General features: G+C 59.0%; 14 protein-coding genes. 7 read left to right on the forward strand and 7 right to left on the reverse strand.

The window, feature by feature from the left end:
* Positions 1-166 precede the first annotated feature (166 nt).
* The 4 genes from ACTJKV_RS00665 (at position 167) to ACTJKV_RS00680 (ending at position 5,210) form a co-directional block, all read left to right on the forward strand.
* Entirely contained in the window at positions 167-1,066 is a 900-nt protein-coding gene (locus tag ACTJKV_RS00665) for a LysR substrate-binding domain-containing protein (protein WP_112520038.1), read from the forward strand.
* Between the two features lie 293 nt (positions 1,067-1,359).
* The gene (gene rpsO / locus ACTJKV_RS00670) at positions 1,360-1,629 is read left to right on the forward strand and encodes a 30S ribosomal protein S15 (protein ID WP_062427177.1); all 270 of its coding nucleotides are present in this window, start codon (positions 1,360-1,362) and stop codon (positions 1,627-1,629) included.
* 243 nt (positions 1,630-1,872) lie between these two features.
* Complete coding sequence (gene pnp, locus ACTJKV_RS00675) at positions 1,873-4,017, forward strand: polyribonucleotide nucleotidyltransferase (protein WP_112520037.1); 2,145 nt, start codon at positions 1,873-1,875, stop codon at positions 4,015-4,017.
* A 173-nt stretch (positions 4,018-4,190) separates the two neighbouring features.
* The gene (locus ACTJKV_RS00680; protein ID WP_112520036.1) at positions 4,191-5,210 is read left to right on the forward strand and encodes a class I SAM-dependent methyltransferase; all 1,020 of its coding nucleotides are present in this window, start codon (positions 4,191-4,193) and stop codon (positions 5,208-5,210) included.
* A 37-nt stretch (positions 5,211-5,247) separates the two neighbouring features.
* On the opposite strand, the gene ACTJKV_RS00685 is transcribed toward ACTJKV_RS00680, so the two are convergent.
* The gene (locus ACTJKV_RS00685; RefSeq protein ID WP_274101017.1) at positions 5,248-6,192 is read right to left on the reverse strand and encodes an AEC family transporter; all 945 of its coding nucleotides are present in this window, start codon (positions 6,190-6,192) and stop codon (positions 5,248-5,250) included.
* 339 nt (positions 6,193-6,531) lie between these two features.
* On the opposite strand from ACTJKV_RS00685, the gene ACTJKV_RS00690 reads away from it, so the two are divergent.
* Positions 6,532-7,524, forward strand: coding sequence for an adenosine kinase (locus tag ACTJKV_RS00690; RefSeq protein ID WP_274101016.1), 993 nt, complete (start codon positions 6,532-6,534; stop codon positions 7,522-7,524).
* 60 nt (positions 7,525-7,584) lie between these two features.
* Here ACTJKV_RS00690 and ACTJKV_RS00695 read toward each other — a convergent pair whose 3' ends face one another.
* Positions 7,585-8,121 (reverse strand): SH3 domain-containing protein, encoded by a 537-nt coding sequence (locus tag ACTJKV_RS00695; protein ID WP_062427172.1) that lies wholly within the window; start codon positions 8,119-8,121, stop codon positions 7,585-7,587.
* Positions 8,122-8,299: 178 nt separating this feature from the next.
* Here ACTJKV_RS00695 and ACTJKV_RS00700 point away from each other — a divergent pair, with 178 nt between their 5' ends.
* A complete protein-coding gene (locus ACTJKV_RS00700) occupies positions 8,300-9,304 on the forward strand; it encodes a 2-hydroxyacid dehydrogenase (protein ID WP_062427171.1) in 1,005 nt (334 codons plus the stop codon).
* Here the strand turns inward: ACTJKV_RS00700 and ACTJKV_RS00705 are convergent.
* From ACTJKV_RS00705 to recF, 3 genes are read right to left on the reverse strand one after another with little or no spacing between them, the layout of a single operon-like run.
* Complete coding sequence (locus ACTJKV_RS00705; RefSeq protein WP_274101015.1) at positions 9,301-9,777, reverse strand: GNAT family N-acetyltransferase; 477 nt, start codon at positions 9,775-9,777, stop codon at positions 9,301-9,303. The two genes, ACTJKV_RS00700 and ACTJKV_RS00705, sit on opposite strands and share 4 nt — an antisense overlap.
* Positions 9,774-10,532: a molybdopterin-synthase adenylyltransferase MoeB gene (locus ACTJKV_RS00710; RefSeq protein ID WP_274101014.1), complete on the reverse strand. Its 759-nt coding sequence runs from the start codon at positions 10,530-10,532 to the stop codon at positions 9,774-9,776. Before ACTJKV_RS00710 ends, ACTJKV_RS00705 begins: the two co-directional genes overlap by 4 nt.
* Before the next feature lie 37 nt (positions 10,533-10,569).
* Positions 10,570-11,694, reverse strand: a complete 1,125-nt coding sequence (recF, locus tag ACTJKV_RS00715; protein WP_144621835.1) for a DNA replication/repair protein RecF — start codon at positions 11,692-11,694, stop codon at positions 10,570-10,572.
* 202 nt (positions 11,695-11,896) lie between these two features.
* Between recF and ACTJKV_RS00720 the strand changes: the two genes are divergently transcribed.
* Positions 11,897-13,006 (forward strand): alpha/beta hydrolase, encoded by a 1,110-nt coding sequence (locus ACTJKV_RS00720; RefSeq protein WP_144621833.1) that lies wholly within the window; start codon positions 11,897-11,899, stop codon positions 13,004-13,006.
* Between the two features lie 61 nt (positions 13,007-13,067).
* Here the strand turns inward: ACTJKV_RS00720 and ACTJKV_RS00725 are convergent, their stop codons facing one another.
* A complete protein-coding gene (locus tag ACTJKV_RS00725; RefSeq protein WP_274101013.1) occupies positions 13,068-13,703 on the reverse strand; it encodes a nucleoside triphosphate hydrolase in 636 nt (211 codons plus the stop codon).
* Entirely contained in the window at positions 13,700-14,482 is a 783-nt protein-coding gene (locus ACTJKV_RS00730; RefSeq protein ID WP_062599625.1) for an ATP-binding cassette domain-containing protein, read from the reverse strand. The genes ACTJKV_RS00725 and ACTJKV_RS00730 overlap by 4 nt, the downstream gene beginning before the upstream one ends.
* Positions 14,483-14,484: the final 2 nt, after the last annotated feature.

The raw sequence follows: 14,484 nt of genomic DNA on the forward strand, positions 1-14,484 counted from the left end.
TGACTCGACGCATCGTGCTTTCCGAAAATCGATCCCGATTTTCGGGCCGGTGCGGTAAAGCGCGCCGGTCGCAATCGAGCCCGGCACATCTGAGCTGCATAAAACGCGGGTTGCGTCCTAGCTTCAAACGAGATTATCGTCGGCGTCCTATGACTTGAGGTTATGCATGAAGCGCAGTCGCCTTCCTTTAACAGCGCTCAGAAGTTTTGAAGCAGCGGGGCGGCTCATGAGCTTCACGCGTGCTGCAGAAGAGTTGTGCATCTCGCAGGCCGCCATCAGCCGTCAGGTGCGGGAGTTGGAAGTGCTGCTTGATCGACCGCTCTTCGATCGGGGTCATCGATCCGTCAGGCTCACGCAGGAAGGCGCAAAGTTGCTCCACGTCGTAACGGCTTCCTTCGACGCGATGTCCGATGGCCTTGCAGATGTCGAGCGCGGCAAAGGCCCCGATACGGTGAACATCAATGCCGAGCCGTCTTTTGCTGCCTGCTTCCTCACCCCGCATCTGTCGGACTTCCAACGCAGTCATCCCGATATCGACGTACGGGTGGAGTCGGAGTCCGGCCTTGCAGAGTTTCGCCACAACGAAGACGTCGTTGCCATCCGCCACAGCCTGACGAGAACGAGCTGGCCCCGATCGGAGAGCCGGCATTTGATGGATGTGCAGATGACTCCATGCCTCTCGCCGCGACTGCTGGAAGGAAGGGGGTTGCCGCAACGGCCTGTCGATCTTCTGGACTTTCCGCTTCTGTATGAGGACAGCCGGGACATGTGGCGAAGCTGGTTCGAGCGGGCAGGCGTTTCCTCGGACGTGTATCCGCGTGGACCAATCTATACCGACGAAGGCATGACGCTTCAGGCCGCCTTGCGCGGGCAGGGCGTCGCACTTCTGGAAGAGCGGTTTGCTAGGGAGTATCTGGCCTCCGGGCTTCTCATTCGCCCCTTCCAGCAGACGCTTCCCTTTGGCGCCTTCTTTATCGTGGTGCGCGGTTTCGAAACCCTGGCGCCAGCCGTCCATGATTTTCTTGAATGGCTTTCGGAAAGCGTGCGTTCGCGAGAGGGGCATTAAAATGGACCGACTGTCCTTTCCGACGCGTGGACATGATTTACAGCCTCGGCCCGAAAACCGGAATCGATTTTCGGAAAGCACGATGCGCAGATTCTAGAAGGTAAAGCGTCCTTTGCGCGTCCAATAGGACGCACGGCGCTTTAGCGCGGATCCCCATCGCCCCTTTCCTTTAGCTGCCAATTGGTTTATAGGCAGCGCCAGCTAGGCATTGCCTTTGCTACTGAATGGCCAGCGCTGGACGACATCCCGGCCCTTGGCGACCGATTTTTCCTTAAAATAGAAAGGATTTTACGATGTCGATTACTGCAGAGCGCAAAGCCGCCCTCATCAAGGAATATGCAACGAAGGAAGGCGACACCGGTTCGCCTGAAGTTCAGGTTGCAATCCTGACCGAGCGCATCAACAACCTGACCGAACACTTCAAGGGCCACAAGAAGGACAACCACTCTCGTCGTGGTCTTCTGACGCTGGTTTCCAGCCGCCGTTCGCTTCTCGACTATCTGAAGAAGAAGGACGAAGGCCGTTACTCGAAGCTGATCGGCACCTTGGGCATTCGCCGCTAACATCTTGACCGGCGGGTTTCCTTTGAAGGTGCCCGCCGGTTTTTCATCCGGCAACCCCGGATAACAAGACGGACCGGATGGGCCGGAACCGTCTGAACCAACCGAAGACCTGTCATGGGGCAGGATTGCAGGATGCTTGTGTCACCGTCCGTGGCACCAGGAAAAAGCCTCCCGCTGTCTTGCCCGTGATGTGTCGCAGCCGCTGCTTCAATGGTGGAGCCGCGGCGACAAGAAGGACAAGATATGTTCAATCAACATTCCGTGGAAATCGAATGGGCAGGCCGCCCGCTGAAGCTGGAAACGGGCAAAGTTGCTCGCCAGGCTGACGGCGCCGTCATCGCAACCTACGGCGAAACCATGGTTCTCGCGACCGTCGTTTCTGCAAAGTCCCCGAAGCCGGGTCAGGACTTCTTCCCGCTGACGGTCAACTACCAGGAAAAGACCTACGCAGCCGGCAAGATCCCCGGTGGCTACTTCAAGCGCGAAGGCCGTCCGAGCGAAAACGAAACCCTCGTTTCCCGCCTGATCGACCGTCCGATACGCCCGCTCTTTCCTGAAGGCTACAAGAACGACACCCAGGTCGTCGTTACCGTGATCCAGCACGATCTGGAAAACAACCCGGACATTCTGTCCATGATCGCAACCTCTGCCGCTTTGACGCTCTCCGGCGTTCCCTTCATGGGCCCGGTCGGCGGCGCACGCGTCGGTTACATCAATGGCGAATATGTTCTGAACCCGCATCTCGACGAGATGGACGAGTCGGTTCTCGACCTCGTCGTCGCCGGTACCCAGGACGCCGTCCTGATGGTCGAGTCTGAAGCCAAGGAACTGAACGAAGACGTCATGCTCGGCGCCGTCATGTTCGGCCACCGTGGCTTCCAGCCGGTCATCGATGCGATCATCAAGCTCGCTGAAGTGGCTGCCAAGGAACCACGCGAATTCGAGCCGGAAGATTTCTCCGCTCTCGAAACCGAGATGCTTGGGCTTGCCGAAGCTGAACTGCGCGATGCCTACAAGATCACCGAAAAGGCTGCTCGTTATGCCGCCGTCGACGCCGTCAAGGCGAAGGTGAAGGCACACTTCCTGCCGGAAGATGGTGAAGCCAAGTACACGGCGGAAGAAATCGGCGCGATCTTCAAGCACCTGCAGGCCAAGATCGTTCGTTGGAACATTCTCGACACCAAGAGCCGTATCGACGGTCGCGATCTCTCCACGGTTCGCCCGATCGTTTCGGAAGTTGGCCTTCTGCCGCGTACCCACGGTTCGGCACTCTTCACCCGCGGTGAAACGCAGGCGATCGTCGTTGCCACGCTCGGCACCGGCGAAGACGAGCAGTATGTCGACAGCCTGACCGGCATGTACAAGGAACGCTTCCTGCTGCACTACAACTTCCCGCCCTACTCGGTCGGTGAAACGGGCCGCATGGGTTCCCCGGGCCGTCGCGAAATCGGTCACGGCAAGCTCGCTTGGCGCGCAATCCGTCCGATGCTGCCTTCTGCTGAGCAGTTCCCCTACACGCTGCGCGTCGTATCGGAAATCACTGAGTCCAACGGTTCGTCTTCCATGGCAACCGTCTGCGGCACGTCGCTTGCTCTGATGGATGCCGGCGTTCCGCTGGCAAAGCCGGTTGCCGGTATCGCCATGGGCCTGATCCTGGAAGGCGAGCGCTTTGCCGTTCTGTCGGATATTCTAGGTGATGAAGATCACCTCGGCGACATGGACTTCAAGGTTGCCGGTACGGCAGATGGCATCACCTCGCTGCAGATGGACATCAAGATCGCCGGTATCACCGAAGAGATCATGAAGGTCGCTCTTGACCAGGCGCAGGGTGGCCGCAAGCACATCCTCAACGAGATGGCCAATGCCATCACCGAAAGCCGTGGTCAGCTCGGCGAATTCGCTCCGCGCATCGAAGTCATGAACATTCCGGTCGACAAGATCCGTGAAGTCATCGGTTCCGGCGGCAAGGTCATTCGCGAAATCGTCGAAAAGACCGGCGCGAAGATCAACATCGAAGATGACGGCACCGTCAAGATCGCTTCCTCTTCCGGCAAGGAAATCGAAGCGGCCCGCAAGTGGATCCACTCCATCGTGGCAGAGCCTGAAGTTGGCCAGATCTACGAAGGCACGGTCGTCAAGACCGCTGACTTTGGCGCATTCGTCAACTTCTTCGGCGCACGTGACGGCCTCGTTCACATCTCGCAGCTCGCTTCCGAGCGTGTTGCCAAGACCTCCGACGTCGTCAAGGAAGGCGACAAGGTCTGGGTCAAGCTGATGGGCTTCGACGAGCGCGGCAAGGTTCGCCTGTCGATGAAGATCGTCGATCAGGCAACCGGCAAGGAAATCGCTGCCGAGAAGAAGGCTGAAGGCGACGCTGCTGCCGAGTAAGGCGCTGTCGCTTATTCCTATCGGGGCGCGGGATCTCTCCCGCGCCTTTTTTCTATTTTCAGAGCGGCTCCGTTCCGGTTAGAACGTGAAGCTGCTCCATTGTTGTTGAACACATTGTCCCGACGCAAAGACGCCTGGCGCTTTTCCGGCACATGTTCTTGAGGATGCTCCCGATGAGCCGTGACGCAGTCAAAACCCTTTTCCATCCCTTCGCTGCCGATATGCTGCCAGCGCCGAAAGCCGGTGAACGCGTGCTGTTTCTGGGCGCGGAGGCAGGAGCACCTCGCCTGGAGGGTTTCGAGGCTGAGATCGTCGCGGTTCAAAACCTGCGGCCGCTCTATCGCGCGCTGCAGGCGCATGGCTCCGAGGTCACACCGGAGATCTCCGGCGAGGATTACGACGCCGCCATGATCCTGTGCGGCAAGCACCGCGGCGAAAACGAGAACCGCATGGCGGAAGCCTTGAAGCGCGTGAAGGCGGGCGGCCTGATTTTGGCTGCTGGCGCCAAGGAAGACGGCATCGTCACCCTGCGCAAGACGCTTGCAAAGCTCGGTATCGAGGCGGAATCCACGCCGAAATACCACGGCGTCGCAATCTGGTTTGCACGACCTGATGATGTCTCTGCCGCCGTCGCGAAGCTGGAGCAGAAGCCGGTCACCATCGACAACCGCTTCACCGCCATGCCTGGCATGTTTTCTCATGACCGCGTGGATGACGGCTCCGAACTGCTCGTCTCGCGCATGCCAACGGATTTCGATGGCAATGCGGCAGACTTCGGTGCCGGATGGGGCTATCTCTCCGTCATGCTGGCGGAGAAGTCGCCGCGCACGGCGCGCGTCGATCTTTTCGAGGCCGACTACAACGCGCTCGAATTTGCCAAGACCAATCTACTGGAAAACTGCCCGCGATTGACCGCACGCTTCTTCTGGCAGGATCTGGCCGCCGAGCCGCCAAAGGAAAAATACGATCTGATCATCATGAACCCGCCATTCCATGCGGGTGGCCAGGCCGCCGAACCGGCTCTCGGTCAGGCACTGATCAAGGCAGCAGCGACAGCATTGCGCAGCGGCGGCAAGCTGCTGATGGTTGCCAATCGCGGCTTGCCTTACGAGCCGGTGCTCGCCAGCGAGTTCCGCAAGAGCGAGGAAGTCTGCCGCAACGCGCGCTTCAAGATCCTCAGCGCCCAGAAGTAATCAAGCGTAAGAAAGAGGCTGCGGTTCATCTGCAGCCTCAGCTCAGCAGCCAGGCCCAGAGCGATACCGTCAGGACGCCGAACAGCGTCGATATGCTGATGGTCGAGGCAGCGATGCTGTGTCCGATCCCGAAGCGGTTGGCGAGCAGCCAGGAATTGATGCCGGTCGGGACGCAGGATGTCAGCACCAATGCCGATGTCCAGGCGGGGTTAAGGCCCAGCAGGTGCGCCGTCGCCCAGACGCAGGCCGGTAGAAGCAAGAGTTTGAATGCCGTCACGGTCGCAGCGATGTGCAGGTTCCCGCGCACCGGATATTTGGTCAGCGCCATCCCCAATGAAATCAAAGCCGCGGGTCCCGCCATGGCGGCGACCTGATCGATCACCGTTGTGAAGACGACAGGCATCGGCTCGCCGATCACGTTGAAGCAGAGCCCGAGAATGAGCGCGATCACCAACGGATTGGTCGCGAGGTTGCGGCCCACCTGTCTCAATACGGTCAGGGTGCTTCTTCTTTCTCCGCCCACCACCTTGTGCGTTGCATTTTCCATCAGGATGGTTCCGGCAATCATCATGATGGGAAGATGGATGGCCAGCAGAATGGAAATCGCCACGATCCCGTCATTGCCGACAGAGCGGCTGACGAGGGGCAGGCCGATGAAGATATTATTGGCGAAGGCCGACGAGATGCCGGCAATGACGCTGACGCGAAGATCCTGCTTGAAGAAATAGGTCGTCACCACCTGACCCGCTGCCCAGGTGATCGCGACGCCGGTAAAGTATGTGATCCAGAGCTTGAAGGGCGAAGCGCCATGAAAATCTGCTTCCGCCAGCGTACGAAAGATCAGCGTCGGTACGGCAATCTTGAAGACGAAGTCGCTCAACACGTCGCTCGCGTCGGCCTTGAACAACCTCGCCTTCACCGTCAGCCAACCGATCAGAATGAGCAGAAAGATCGGGGCGACATTGACGGCGACAGCATACATGGAGACGGGCTTTCACGGCGTTCTGCAGAAGAACTACCCTGTATAGGAAAGGCCAATGGTCTCAAACCATTTTCTATAGGGAGCCGGAACAGGAGCCGTCTCCCAGAAACAGAAAAAGCGGGGATCGTCCCCGCTTCAGCCTGTGGTCCCCGTCAGTACATCCGTGCCGGGAACGACTGATGATCTAGCAGCGCTTCATGACAGGCAAATGACGCCAAAGATCAGTCTGCCGAAGGTGCAGGCAGGCGAAGTCGCCTTTTCTCTTTTCTTGTCGGCAGAAATCTTTAAGACCGAGTTCCGGATAACGCACCGGGTCGGTGCGGCTCGGACAAGAGGCTCATGACAAAATTCGACGTACTGACCGTTGGCAACGCCATCGTGGATATTATTTCGCGCTGCGATGACAGTTTCCTCATCGATAACGCCATTACCAAGGGCGCGATGAACCTGATCGATGCGGAGCGCGCGGAACTGCTCTACTCGCTCATGGGGCCGGCACTGGAAGCGTCGGGCGGAAGTGCAGGCAATACGGCAGCGGGCATTGCCAATTTTGGCGCACCGGCAGCCTATTTCGGCAAGGTCGCCGAAGATCAGCTCGGCGAGATCTTCCAGCACGATATCCGCGCTCAGGGCGTCCATTTCGAGACCAAGCCGCGCGGAACCTTTCCGCCCACCGCCCGCTCGATGATCTTCGTCACCGAAGATGGTGAGCGTTCCATGAATACCTATCTCGGTGCCTGCGTCGAGCTTGGGCCGGAAGACGTCGAGCCGGAAGTCGTTGCCCAGTCGAAGGTCACCTATTTCGAGGGCTATCTCTGGGATCCGCCACGCGCCAAGGATGCGATCCGCGATTGCGCCCGCATCGCCCACGAGAATGGTCGCGAAGTCTCCATGACGCTCTCCGACAGTTTCTGTGTCGGCCGTTACCGCGATGAATTTCTCGATCTGATGCGCTCGGGCGCTGTCGACATCGTCTTCGCCAACAAGCAGGAAGCGCTGTCGCTCTACGAAACCGACGACTTCGATCTGGCGCTGACCAGGATCGCTCAGGACTGCAAGATTGCCGCCGTGACGATGAGCGAAGAGGGTGCGATGATCGTACGCGGCACGGAGCGGGTAAAGGTTGATGCCTATCCGGTTTTCGATGTCGTCGACACGACGGGTGCCGGCGATCTCTTCGCCTCCGGCTTCCTCTTCGGTTATACACAGGGCCGTTCGCTGGAAGATAGCGGCAAGCTCGGCTGCCTTGCGGCCGCTGCCGTGATTCAGCAGATCGGACCGCGCCCAATGTCGTCGCTAAAGGCGCTGGCTGAGAAGCACGGTCTTCTCTAGGATTGCTTCCAATCATCCCCGTGCGTCCATCAAGGGCGCACGGTCTCTCATTGGCCTTGATTACTTGAAGGCTTCGCCGGGATAGGCACCCCAGATTTCGCCCTGCGACACCCAGCCGCCCACCTGACCGGCTTCCGCCTTGCACCAGTCGCCATTGCACTCGCCGATCCGGATCTGCACGCCAGGCTCAAGTTTGGCCACGACCGAAGCACTCGACTGTGGCTCGCGGCGCATATTGACGAACACTTCCTTGCCCTTGCCGCGCATCCACGGCGCTGCCACCGCAGTTCTTTCACCCGAGAGCAGCGCCTGGTTTACCCAGCCCTCGGTGCCGTCGGCATCGCGAATCCGGCGCCAGTTTTCATATTCCTGGATGATCTCCACCGGCATGCCGGATTTCATATACATCCAGGAGACGGCGTAATCGGTGCTCGGTCCAATGCGCATATTGACGCGCTTGGATTTCAGGCTGACGAAGCGCGGCAGCGGCAGTCCGCTGGCACCCTTTGCGGCGCCCTGTGCGAAAGCCGGTGTAGCAGCGGCATGGAGAAAACCGAATGACAATGCAATGCAGAGGATGGAGACAAAGCTACGCATGTCGTTTGACCGTTTCCGTGAAACAAGAGAATGACGTAAGGGGCGCCCCAGTCCTGCCGCCGAAGACGCAACATGCGAGATTTGTTTGTCTTCGCCGGTGGGTCTGGTAGAAACGCCCTTGATGAACAAATTATCGCTCTTTCTGGTTAACGACCTCTGAACAAGGTGCCTGCAGACAATGACGAACAAGAAGAGACCGACCGTCTATTTGACCCGAAAACTGCCGGATCTGGTCGAGACCCGCATGCGCGAACTGTTCGAGGCTGAATTGAATATCGAAGACGCACCCCGCACGGAGGCAGAGCTTCTGGCCGCCATGCAGCGCGTCGACGTTCTGGTGCCGACGGTGACCGATCGCATCACCGCGTCGATGATCGAGCAGGCCGGTCCTCAACTGAAATTGATCGCAGGTTTTTCCAACGGCATCGACCATATCGATGTGGATGCGGCGGCGCGCAAGGGGATAACCGTGACCAACACGCCGAATGTTTTGACTGAAGACAGCGCCGACATGACGATGGCGCTCGTGCTCGCCGTTCCCCGCCGCCTTGTCGAGGGCACGCGCGTTCTTGCCAATGGCTCCGAAGACTGGCGTGGCTGGTCTCCCACCTGGATGCTTGGCCGGCGTCTCTCGGGCAAGCGCATCGGCATCGTCGGCATGGGCCGCATCGGGACTGCCGTTGCCCGCCGCGCCAAGGCCTTTGGGCTGTCGATCCATTACCATAATCGCAAGCGCGTCAGTCCGGCCACGGAGGCGGAACTCGAGGCGACCTATTGGGACAGCCTCGACCAGATGCTGGCACGCGTCGATATCGTCTCTGTCAACTGCCCATCGACGCCGGCCACCTATCACCTGATCTCGGCCCGGCGTCTTGCGCTGATGCAGCCGACGAGCTACATCGTCAATACGGCGCGCGGCGACATTATCGATGAGGCAGCGATGATCGAGTGTCTGCGCCAGGGCAAGATCGCCGGTGCGGGTCTCGATGTGTTCGAGAACGAGCCAGCCGTAAATCCAAAGCTCATCAAACTCGCCAAAGAGGGCAGGGTGGTGCTTCTGCCGCATATGAGTTCAGCCACGATCGAAGGCCGCATCGACATGGGTGACAAGGTGATCATCAACATTCGCGCCTTTTACGACGGCCACAGACCGCCGAACCGGGTGTTGCCGGGCAGGGCTTAACCGGGCAGACGCTTCGACATTTCGATAGAGGTGACCCGCTTATATCCGGCGTGCGAATTCTCAGCCGTCTTGACGAAGCCCCAGGACGAAAACTGCCGGTGATTGTTGACGAGTTCAATCCTGGTCTCCAGTCGCAGGCTTGGGAGCGACAGCCTGTGCGCCGTCTCTTCGGCTATCTTCAGCAACGCTTTTCCGATACCGCGGCCTTGCGCCACAGGTGATACGGCAAGCTTGCCGACATAAAGCGAAGCGGCTTCGGGCTTACAGAAAATACACCCGAGCATATCGCCGCCATCGAACGCGACAAAGGCAATCTCGTCCCGGATCTTTTGACGCAGATTGTCTGGCGTCAGACGGTGGGCCGAAGAAGGCGGGTCGATGACGCCATCCATATAGGCGAAGGACGACATGATCAGCGCCAACAGCTCCTCGATGCGGTCGAAGGTTTCGTCGATCTGAACAATCGTGATCATGCTGTCTGGCGCCTCTTATAGCGAATGGTCTCGAAGCGGGCGGCAAGCGCGTCGTAAAGCATCAGCCGCCCGACCAACGGTTCTCCGGTGCCGGTGATGACCTTGATCGCCTCCATCGCCATCGTCGTGCCGATAACACCTGTCAGCGCGCCGATAATGCCGGTCTCGGCGCAGGACGGGATCAGGCCTTCCGGGGGCGGGGCTGGAAACAGATCACGGTAGCGTGGCAGCAACATGCCGTCCGGACCTTCCTCATAGGGCTTCAGAACCGTCACCGAGCCATCGAAACGGGCCACAGCACCTGTGACCAGCGGCACCCTTGCCGCCTCCGCAGCATCTGCCGCCGCATAGCGCGTATCGAAATTGTCCGATCCATCGATCACCAGATCGAAGGCACTCAAATGATCATGCGCCCAGACAGTGGAGAAGCGCTCCTCGAAGTGCAGCGTGCGCACATGCGGGTTGAGCCGGGAGATGCTGCGACGCGCGCTTTGCGTCTTCTGCTCGCCGATCGTGCCGGTGTCGTGAATGACCTGCCTTTGCAGGTTCGATAGCGAGACGATGTCGTCATCGATAATGCCGAGCGTCCCGACCCCGGCAGCAGCGAGATAATAGAGGACGGGAGCACCAAGACCCCCGGCACCGATCACCAGCACCTTGGCCGCCTTCAGCCGCTGTTGGCCCATGCCGCCGATTTCGGGCAAGAGAATGTGCCGTTTGTAGCGTTCTATTTCCTCGGGGCTAAGAGCATCCATGATCCTGTCTCCGCTACCTCAATGGGCAGAAGCCCTATCATGACACGCTGCCATGCGACACGGTGAAAAACTGCGCGCGATCCTGCAATGCTGCAAACATCGATGCATCCGTCCCGGTCATGAAACTCTGGCCGCCAAGCGCATGGATGAGGTCGAAAAGTGCGGCACGTCTGCCTTCATCCAGATGGGCGGCGATCTCGTCCAGAAGCAGGATCGGCGCGTAACCCGTCATATTGGCGGTCAGTTGCGCATGGGCAAGGACGAGGCCGACGAGGAGCGCCTTCTGCTCACCGGTGGAGCAGCGTGCCGCGTCCATATCCTTTTCCGCATGCCGGACGAAAAGATCGGCGCGATGGGGTCCTTCGAGTGTGCGTCCGGCACCCGCATCGCGATAACGGCTTTCCCGGAGCGTGGCGAAATACTCATCCTCAAGATCGACTGCCGGTCGATGATACTGATCGTCAAGGAAGCCGGACAGCGTAAGCGTGGCCTTTGGGAAGCTGGTATCGCCGGAACGGCTTTCGATCAGTGCGCGCAGCAAACCCAGCATCTCATGGCGCGCAACAGCCATGGCAATACCAAGCTCTGCCATCTGCTTCTCGATACCGTCGAGCCAGACGGGATCGAGGCGACCATCGGAAAGCAGGCGGTTGCGCTGGCGCATCGCTTTTTCGAAATCGTTGGCACGCCGTCCATGCGATGGGTCGAGGGAAAGAACAAGGCGATCGAGGAAACGGCGGCGATCAGACGACGACCCCGTGAAAAGCCCGTCCATGGACGGTGTCAGCCAAAGAACCCGCAAGTGATCGGTCAATTCGTCGACGGACTTGACGGACGTACCGTTAAGCCGCAGGCGCCGTGATGGCGTATCGCCGTCACCATCTATGCCTGTTCCGATCGCAACCTCACCATCCATGCCCGAGAGGTCGGCGAAGATCGAGAACCCTGTTTCCTCTGCACCTACGCGGGTAACATCCGAAAGAACGGCACGGCGCAGACCCCGCCCAGGCGACAGGAAGGAGATGGCTTCCAGCAGGTTCGTCTTGCCGGAACCATTATCGCCGGTCAGCACGACATGGCGCTCATCCAGCCGCAACGACACTTCCGCATAATTGCGGAAATCGGTAAGCTTCAGCCGTGAGAGGAAAACTTTGGCCGTCATGCCATATCCAGAATCGTCATGGCTTACGACCTACAACATCCCGCCCCAAATCGAAACGAACTTTCTCTGAAACCGAGGCTGACAGCCGCGTCATGGACAGCGTCTTCCTTGCCTGATAATCTTACGTTTACGTCTGCGTTCATTCGATTGCCAGCCGCAGATTTTGCCGCTATCGGTGCTTGTCTAATTTAGCGGGTATTGCATGCTCAGAGTCACTTCCCTTTTGCTCACCCTCGTCCTCCTCGGTTCCTGCGCCGGACGGCCGGGAGCCGACGTGCTGCAGGCCGTCAATACGCGGGCGACGGCGGGCAAGAGCATAGCCGCCTACGTCGTCAGTACGCGCGAGAAGGAAGCGGGCAAGACACTGGCATTCGGTGCAGGGCGTGCCGATCAGCCCAACTATGCACGCTTCGATATCTCCATCCCGCCGGATCACAAGAAAGGCAAGATCGAGTGGCCGTCGGGTAAGCCGGACGCCAAGAAAGACTTCGTCGTGACCGATCGAGACATGCTCTCAAAAGACGCATTCAAGCACGATCTCGCCGGCATTCTTTCATCCGGAAAGGATGTTGGCCTGTTTGTCCACGGCTACAATTACAGCTATCAGGAGGCTTTGTTCCGTGCCGCGCAAATGGCGGCGGACGCCGATATCAATGGAGTGCCGGTGGTCTTTTCCTGGCCGTCCATGGCCGATGTCACGGGATATCTGGCCGACAAGGAAGCGGCAACCTTTTCTCGCGATGCGCTGGCGGACCTCCTGATCGATCTCGCACAAAAATCACCCCGCAAGAACGTCATCGTTTTCGGTCACAGCATGGGGGCTTGGCTGGTCATGGAGGCCTTGAGAGAGCTCAGGCTGAAGGGCCGCAACGACGTCATCGCCAAGCTCCAGGTCATTCTCGCGGCACCGGACATCGACACCGACGTATTTCGAAAGCAGATCGAGGTGGTCGGTCGTCTCAATCCGCCGCTTACCGTGCTGGTGTCAAAGGATGATCGCGCCCTGATGGCTGCTTCCCTACTTGCGGGCGAACGAAGCAGAGTCGGCGCACTGGACGTTACAGATCCCGAAATCAGCAAGGCTGCGAAACGCGAAGGCGTTCAGTTTGTCGATATTTCGGAGCTCGATTCATCCGATGGCTTCAACCACGATCGCTACGCCGCACTTGCTGTATTGTTGCCGAAGCTCGATGAAAAGCGTCGCGGCGGTGGCAACGATCTGACGCGCGCGGGCGCATTCGTTCTTGACGCTGTCGGCGCCACGGTGTCCAGCCCGTTCAGACTGGCAAGCAAAGTCGTCAATCCGAATTGAGGTTGATTGATCCGCGCTGACAAAGGTTGATCGCTTGTCCGGGCACACAGGTGACGAGGCGTCAGGTCCAGGTGTCGAGACGAATATCGGCCGGTCGTGAATTTTCGACGACGCGCTTGCCGTTGGGCAGATCGTTCTCGTAAAGCTTGGCGTGGATGGCTTGCTCGTCCAGCCCATAGCCGATCCAGCGATCGCGAAGCCGCTGCTCGAGAACCGGATAGGATGGGCCGACGAAAATGGTGAGGTCGAAGCTGTCTTTCAGCCGGTCCCAGGGTGCTTCATCCAGCAGCAGATAATTGCCCTCTGCAAGAATGAAGCGTGTATCTGCTGAAACGGCTCTTGCGGATGCGATCGCGATTTCCCGGGAGCGGTCGAAGACAGGAACGAGTACCTCTTCGTTACCCTGGCGTACGGCTTTGACGATATCGATAAAGCCACGGACATCGAATGTTTCCGGTGCCCCTTTGCGGGCGATCAGGCCGCGGCTTTCCAAAATCCCGTTGTCCATATGAAAGCCGTCCATCGGCAGGACTTCGGCGGCCTCGCCACGGGCAATCAGGCTGTCTCTCAGGGCATCGGCGAGTGTGGATTTGCCGGCCCCTGGAGGACCGGCTATCGCAATTATGCAGCGACGAGAGTTGGAGTTCTCTGCACGGGCAAGGACATCGTCCGTCAACGCCGCAAGCGTCAGTGTCATGCGGCGATATCCTGGCGTGGCGGTTCTTTCGCGCCCGTCATGAAGGCCACCGCGTCCGACATCGTATAGTCTTTCGGATTGATGACGCAGAGACGTTTGCCGAGACGATGGATGTGAATGCGATCCGCCACTTCGAAAACATGCGGCATGTTGTGCGAAATGAGCACGATTGGCATGCCGCGCGAGCGTACGTCCTGGATGAGTTCCAGAACGCGACGGCTCTCCTTGACGCCAAGTGCCGCTGTCGGTTCGTCGAGAATGACGACCTTTGAACCGAAGGCTGCCGCTCTGGCAACCGCAACGCCCTGCCGCTGGCCACCGGACAGCGTCTCGACCGCCTGGTTGATGTTCTGAATGGTCATCAAACCAAGTTCGGAAAGCTTCTCGCGGGCGAACTTGTCCATCGCCGCATGATCGAGCTTGCGAAACACCGAGCCGAGAATACCAGGCTTGCGGAGTTCCCGTCCCAGAAACATGTTGTCGGTGATCGACAGTGCAGGGGACAGCGCAAGGTTCTGGTACACGGTCTCGATGCCGGCATCGCGGGCTTCCAGCGGTGTTTTGAACTGGACCGGTTTGCCTTCCAGCCGGATCTCGCCTTCATCCGGGCGGATCGCGCCCGACAGTGCCTTGATGAGCGAGGATTTGCCCGCACCATTATCGCCGATCACCGCCAGGATTTCGCCCGGGTAGAGATCGAAGTCGGCATTGTCGAGTGCTGTCACACGGCCATAACGCTTGACGAGACTATGACCTGAAAGAATGGGTTGTCTGTTCATAT

It is taken from the genome of Agrobacterium sp. 22117 (assembly GCF_052045735.1).
Classification (GTDB): domain Bacteria; phylum Pseudomonadota; class Alphaproteobacteria; order Rhizobiales; family Rhizobiaceae; genus Agrobacterium; species Agrobacterium cavarae.

What these genes read in the sequence shown, in the direction of transcription:
- ACTJKV_RS00700 (WP_062427171.1), top strand. Translation starts at nt 8,300, where the DNA reads ATGACGAACAAGAAGAGACCGACCGTCTATTTGACCCGAAAACTGCCG.
- rpsO (WP_062427177.1), top strand. Translation starts at nt 1,360, where the DNA reads ATGTCGATTACTGCAGAGCGCAAAGCCGCCCTCATCAAGGAATATGCA.
- ACTJKV_RS00690 (WP_274101016.1), top strand. Translation starts at nt 6,532, where the DNA reads ATGACAAAATTCGACGTACTGACCGTTGGCAACGCCATCGTGGATATT.
- ACTJKV_RS00720 (WP_144621833.1), top strand. Translation starts at nt 11,897, where the DNA reads ATGCTCAGAGTCACTTCCCTTTTGCTCACCCTCGTCCTCCTCGGTTCC.
- ACTJKV_RS00665 (WP_112520038.1), top strand. Translation starts at nt 167, where the DNA reads ATGAAGCGCAGTCGCCTTCCTTTAACAGCGCTCAGAAGTTTTGAAGCA.
- ACTJKV_RS00725 (WP_274101013.1), bottom strand. Translation starts at nt 13,703, where the DNA reads ATGACACTGACGCTTGCGGCGTTGACGGACGATGTCCTTGCCCGTGCA.
- ACTJKV_RS00685 (WP_274101017.1), bottom strand. Translation starts at nt 6,192, where the DNA reads ATGTATGCTGTCGCCGTCAATGTCGCCCCGATCTTTCTGCTCATTCTG.
- ACTJKV_RS00710 (WP_274101014.1), bottom strand. Translation starts at nt 10,532, where the DNA reads ATGGATGCTCTTAGCCCCGAGGAAATAGAACGCTACAAACGGCACATT.
- pnp (WP_112520037.1), top strand. Translation starts at nt 1,873, where the DNA reads ATGTTCAATCAACATTCCGTGGAAATCGAATGGGCAGGCCGCCCGCTG.
- recF (WP_144621835.1), bottom strand. Translation starts at nt 11,694, where the DNA reads ATGACGGCCAAAGTTTTCCTCTCACGGCTGAAGCTTACCGATTTCCGC.
- ACTJKV_RS00730 (WP_062599625.1), bottom strand. Translation starts at nt 14,482, where the DNA reads ATGAACAGACAACCCATTCTTTCAGGTCATAGTCTCGTCAAGCGTTAT.
- ACTJKV_RS00680 (WP_112520036.1), top strand. Translation starts at nt 4,191, where the DNA reads ATGAGCCGTGACGCAGTCAAAACCCTTTTCCATCCCTTCGCTGCCGAT.
- ACTJKV_RS00695 (WP_062427172.1), bottom strand. Translation starts at nt 8,121, where the DNA reads ATGCGTAGCTTTGTCTCCATCCTCTGCATTGCATTGTCATTCGGTTTT.
- ACTJKV_RS00705 (WP_274101015.1), bottom strand. Translation starts at nt 9,777, where the DNA reads ATGATCACGATTGTTCAGATCGACGAAACCTTCGACCGCATCGAGGAG.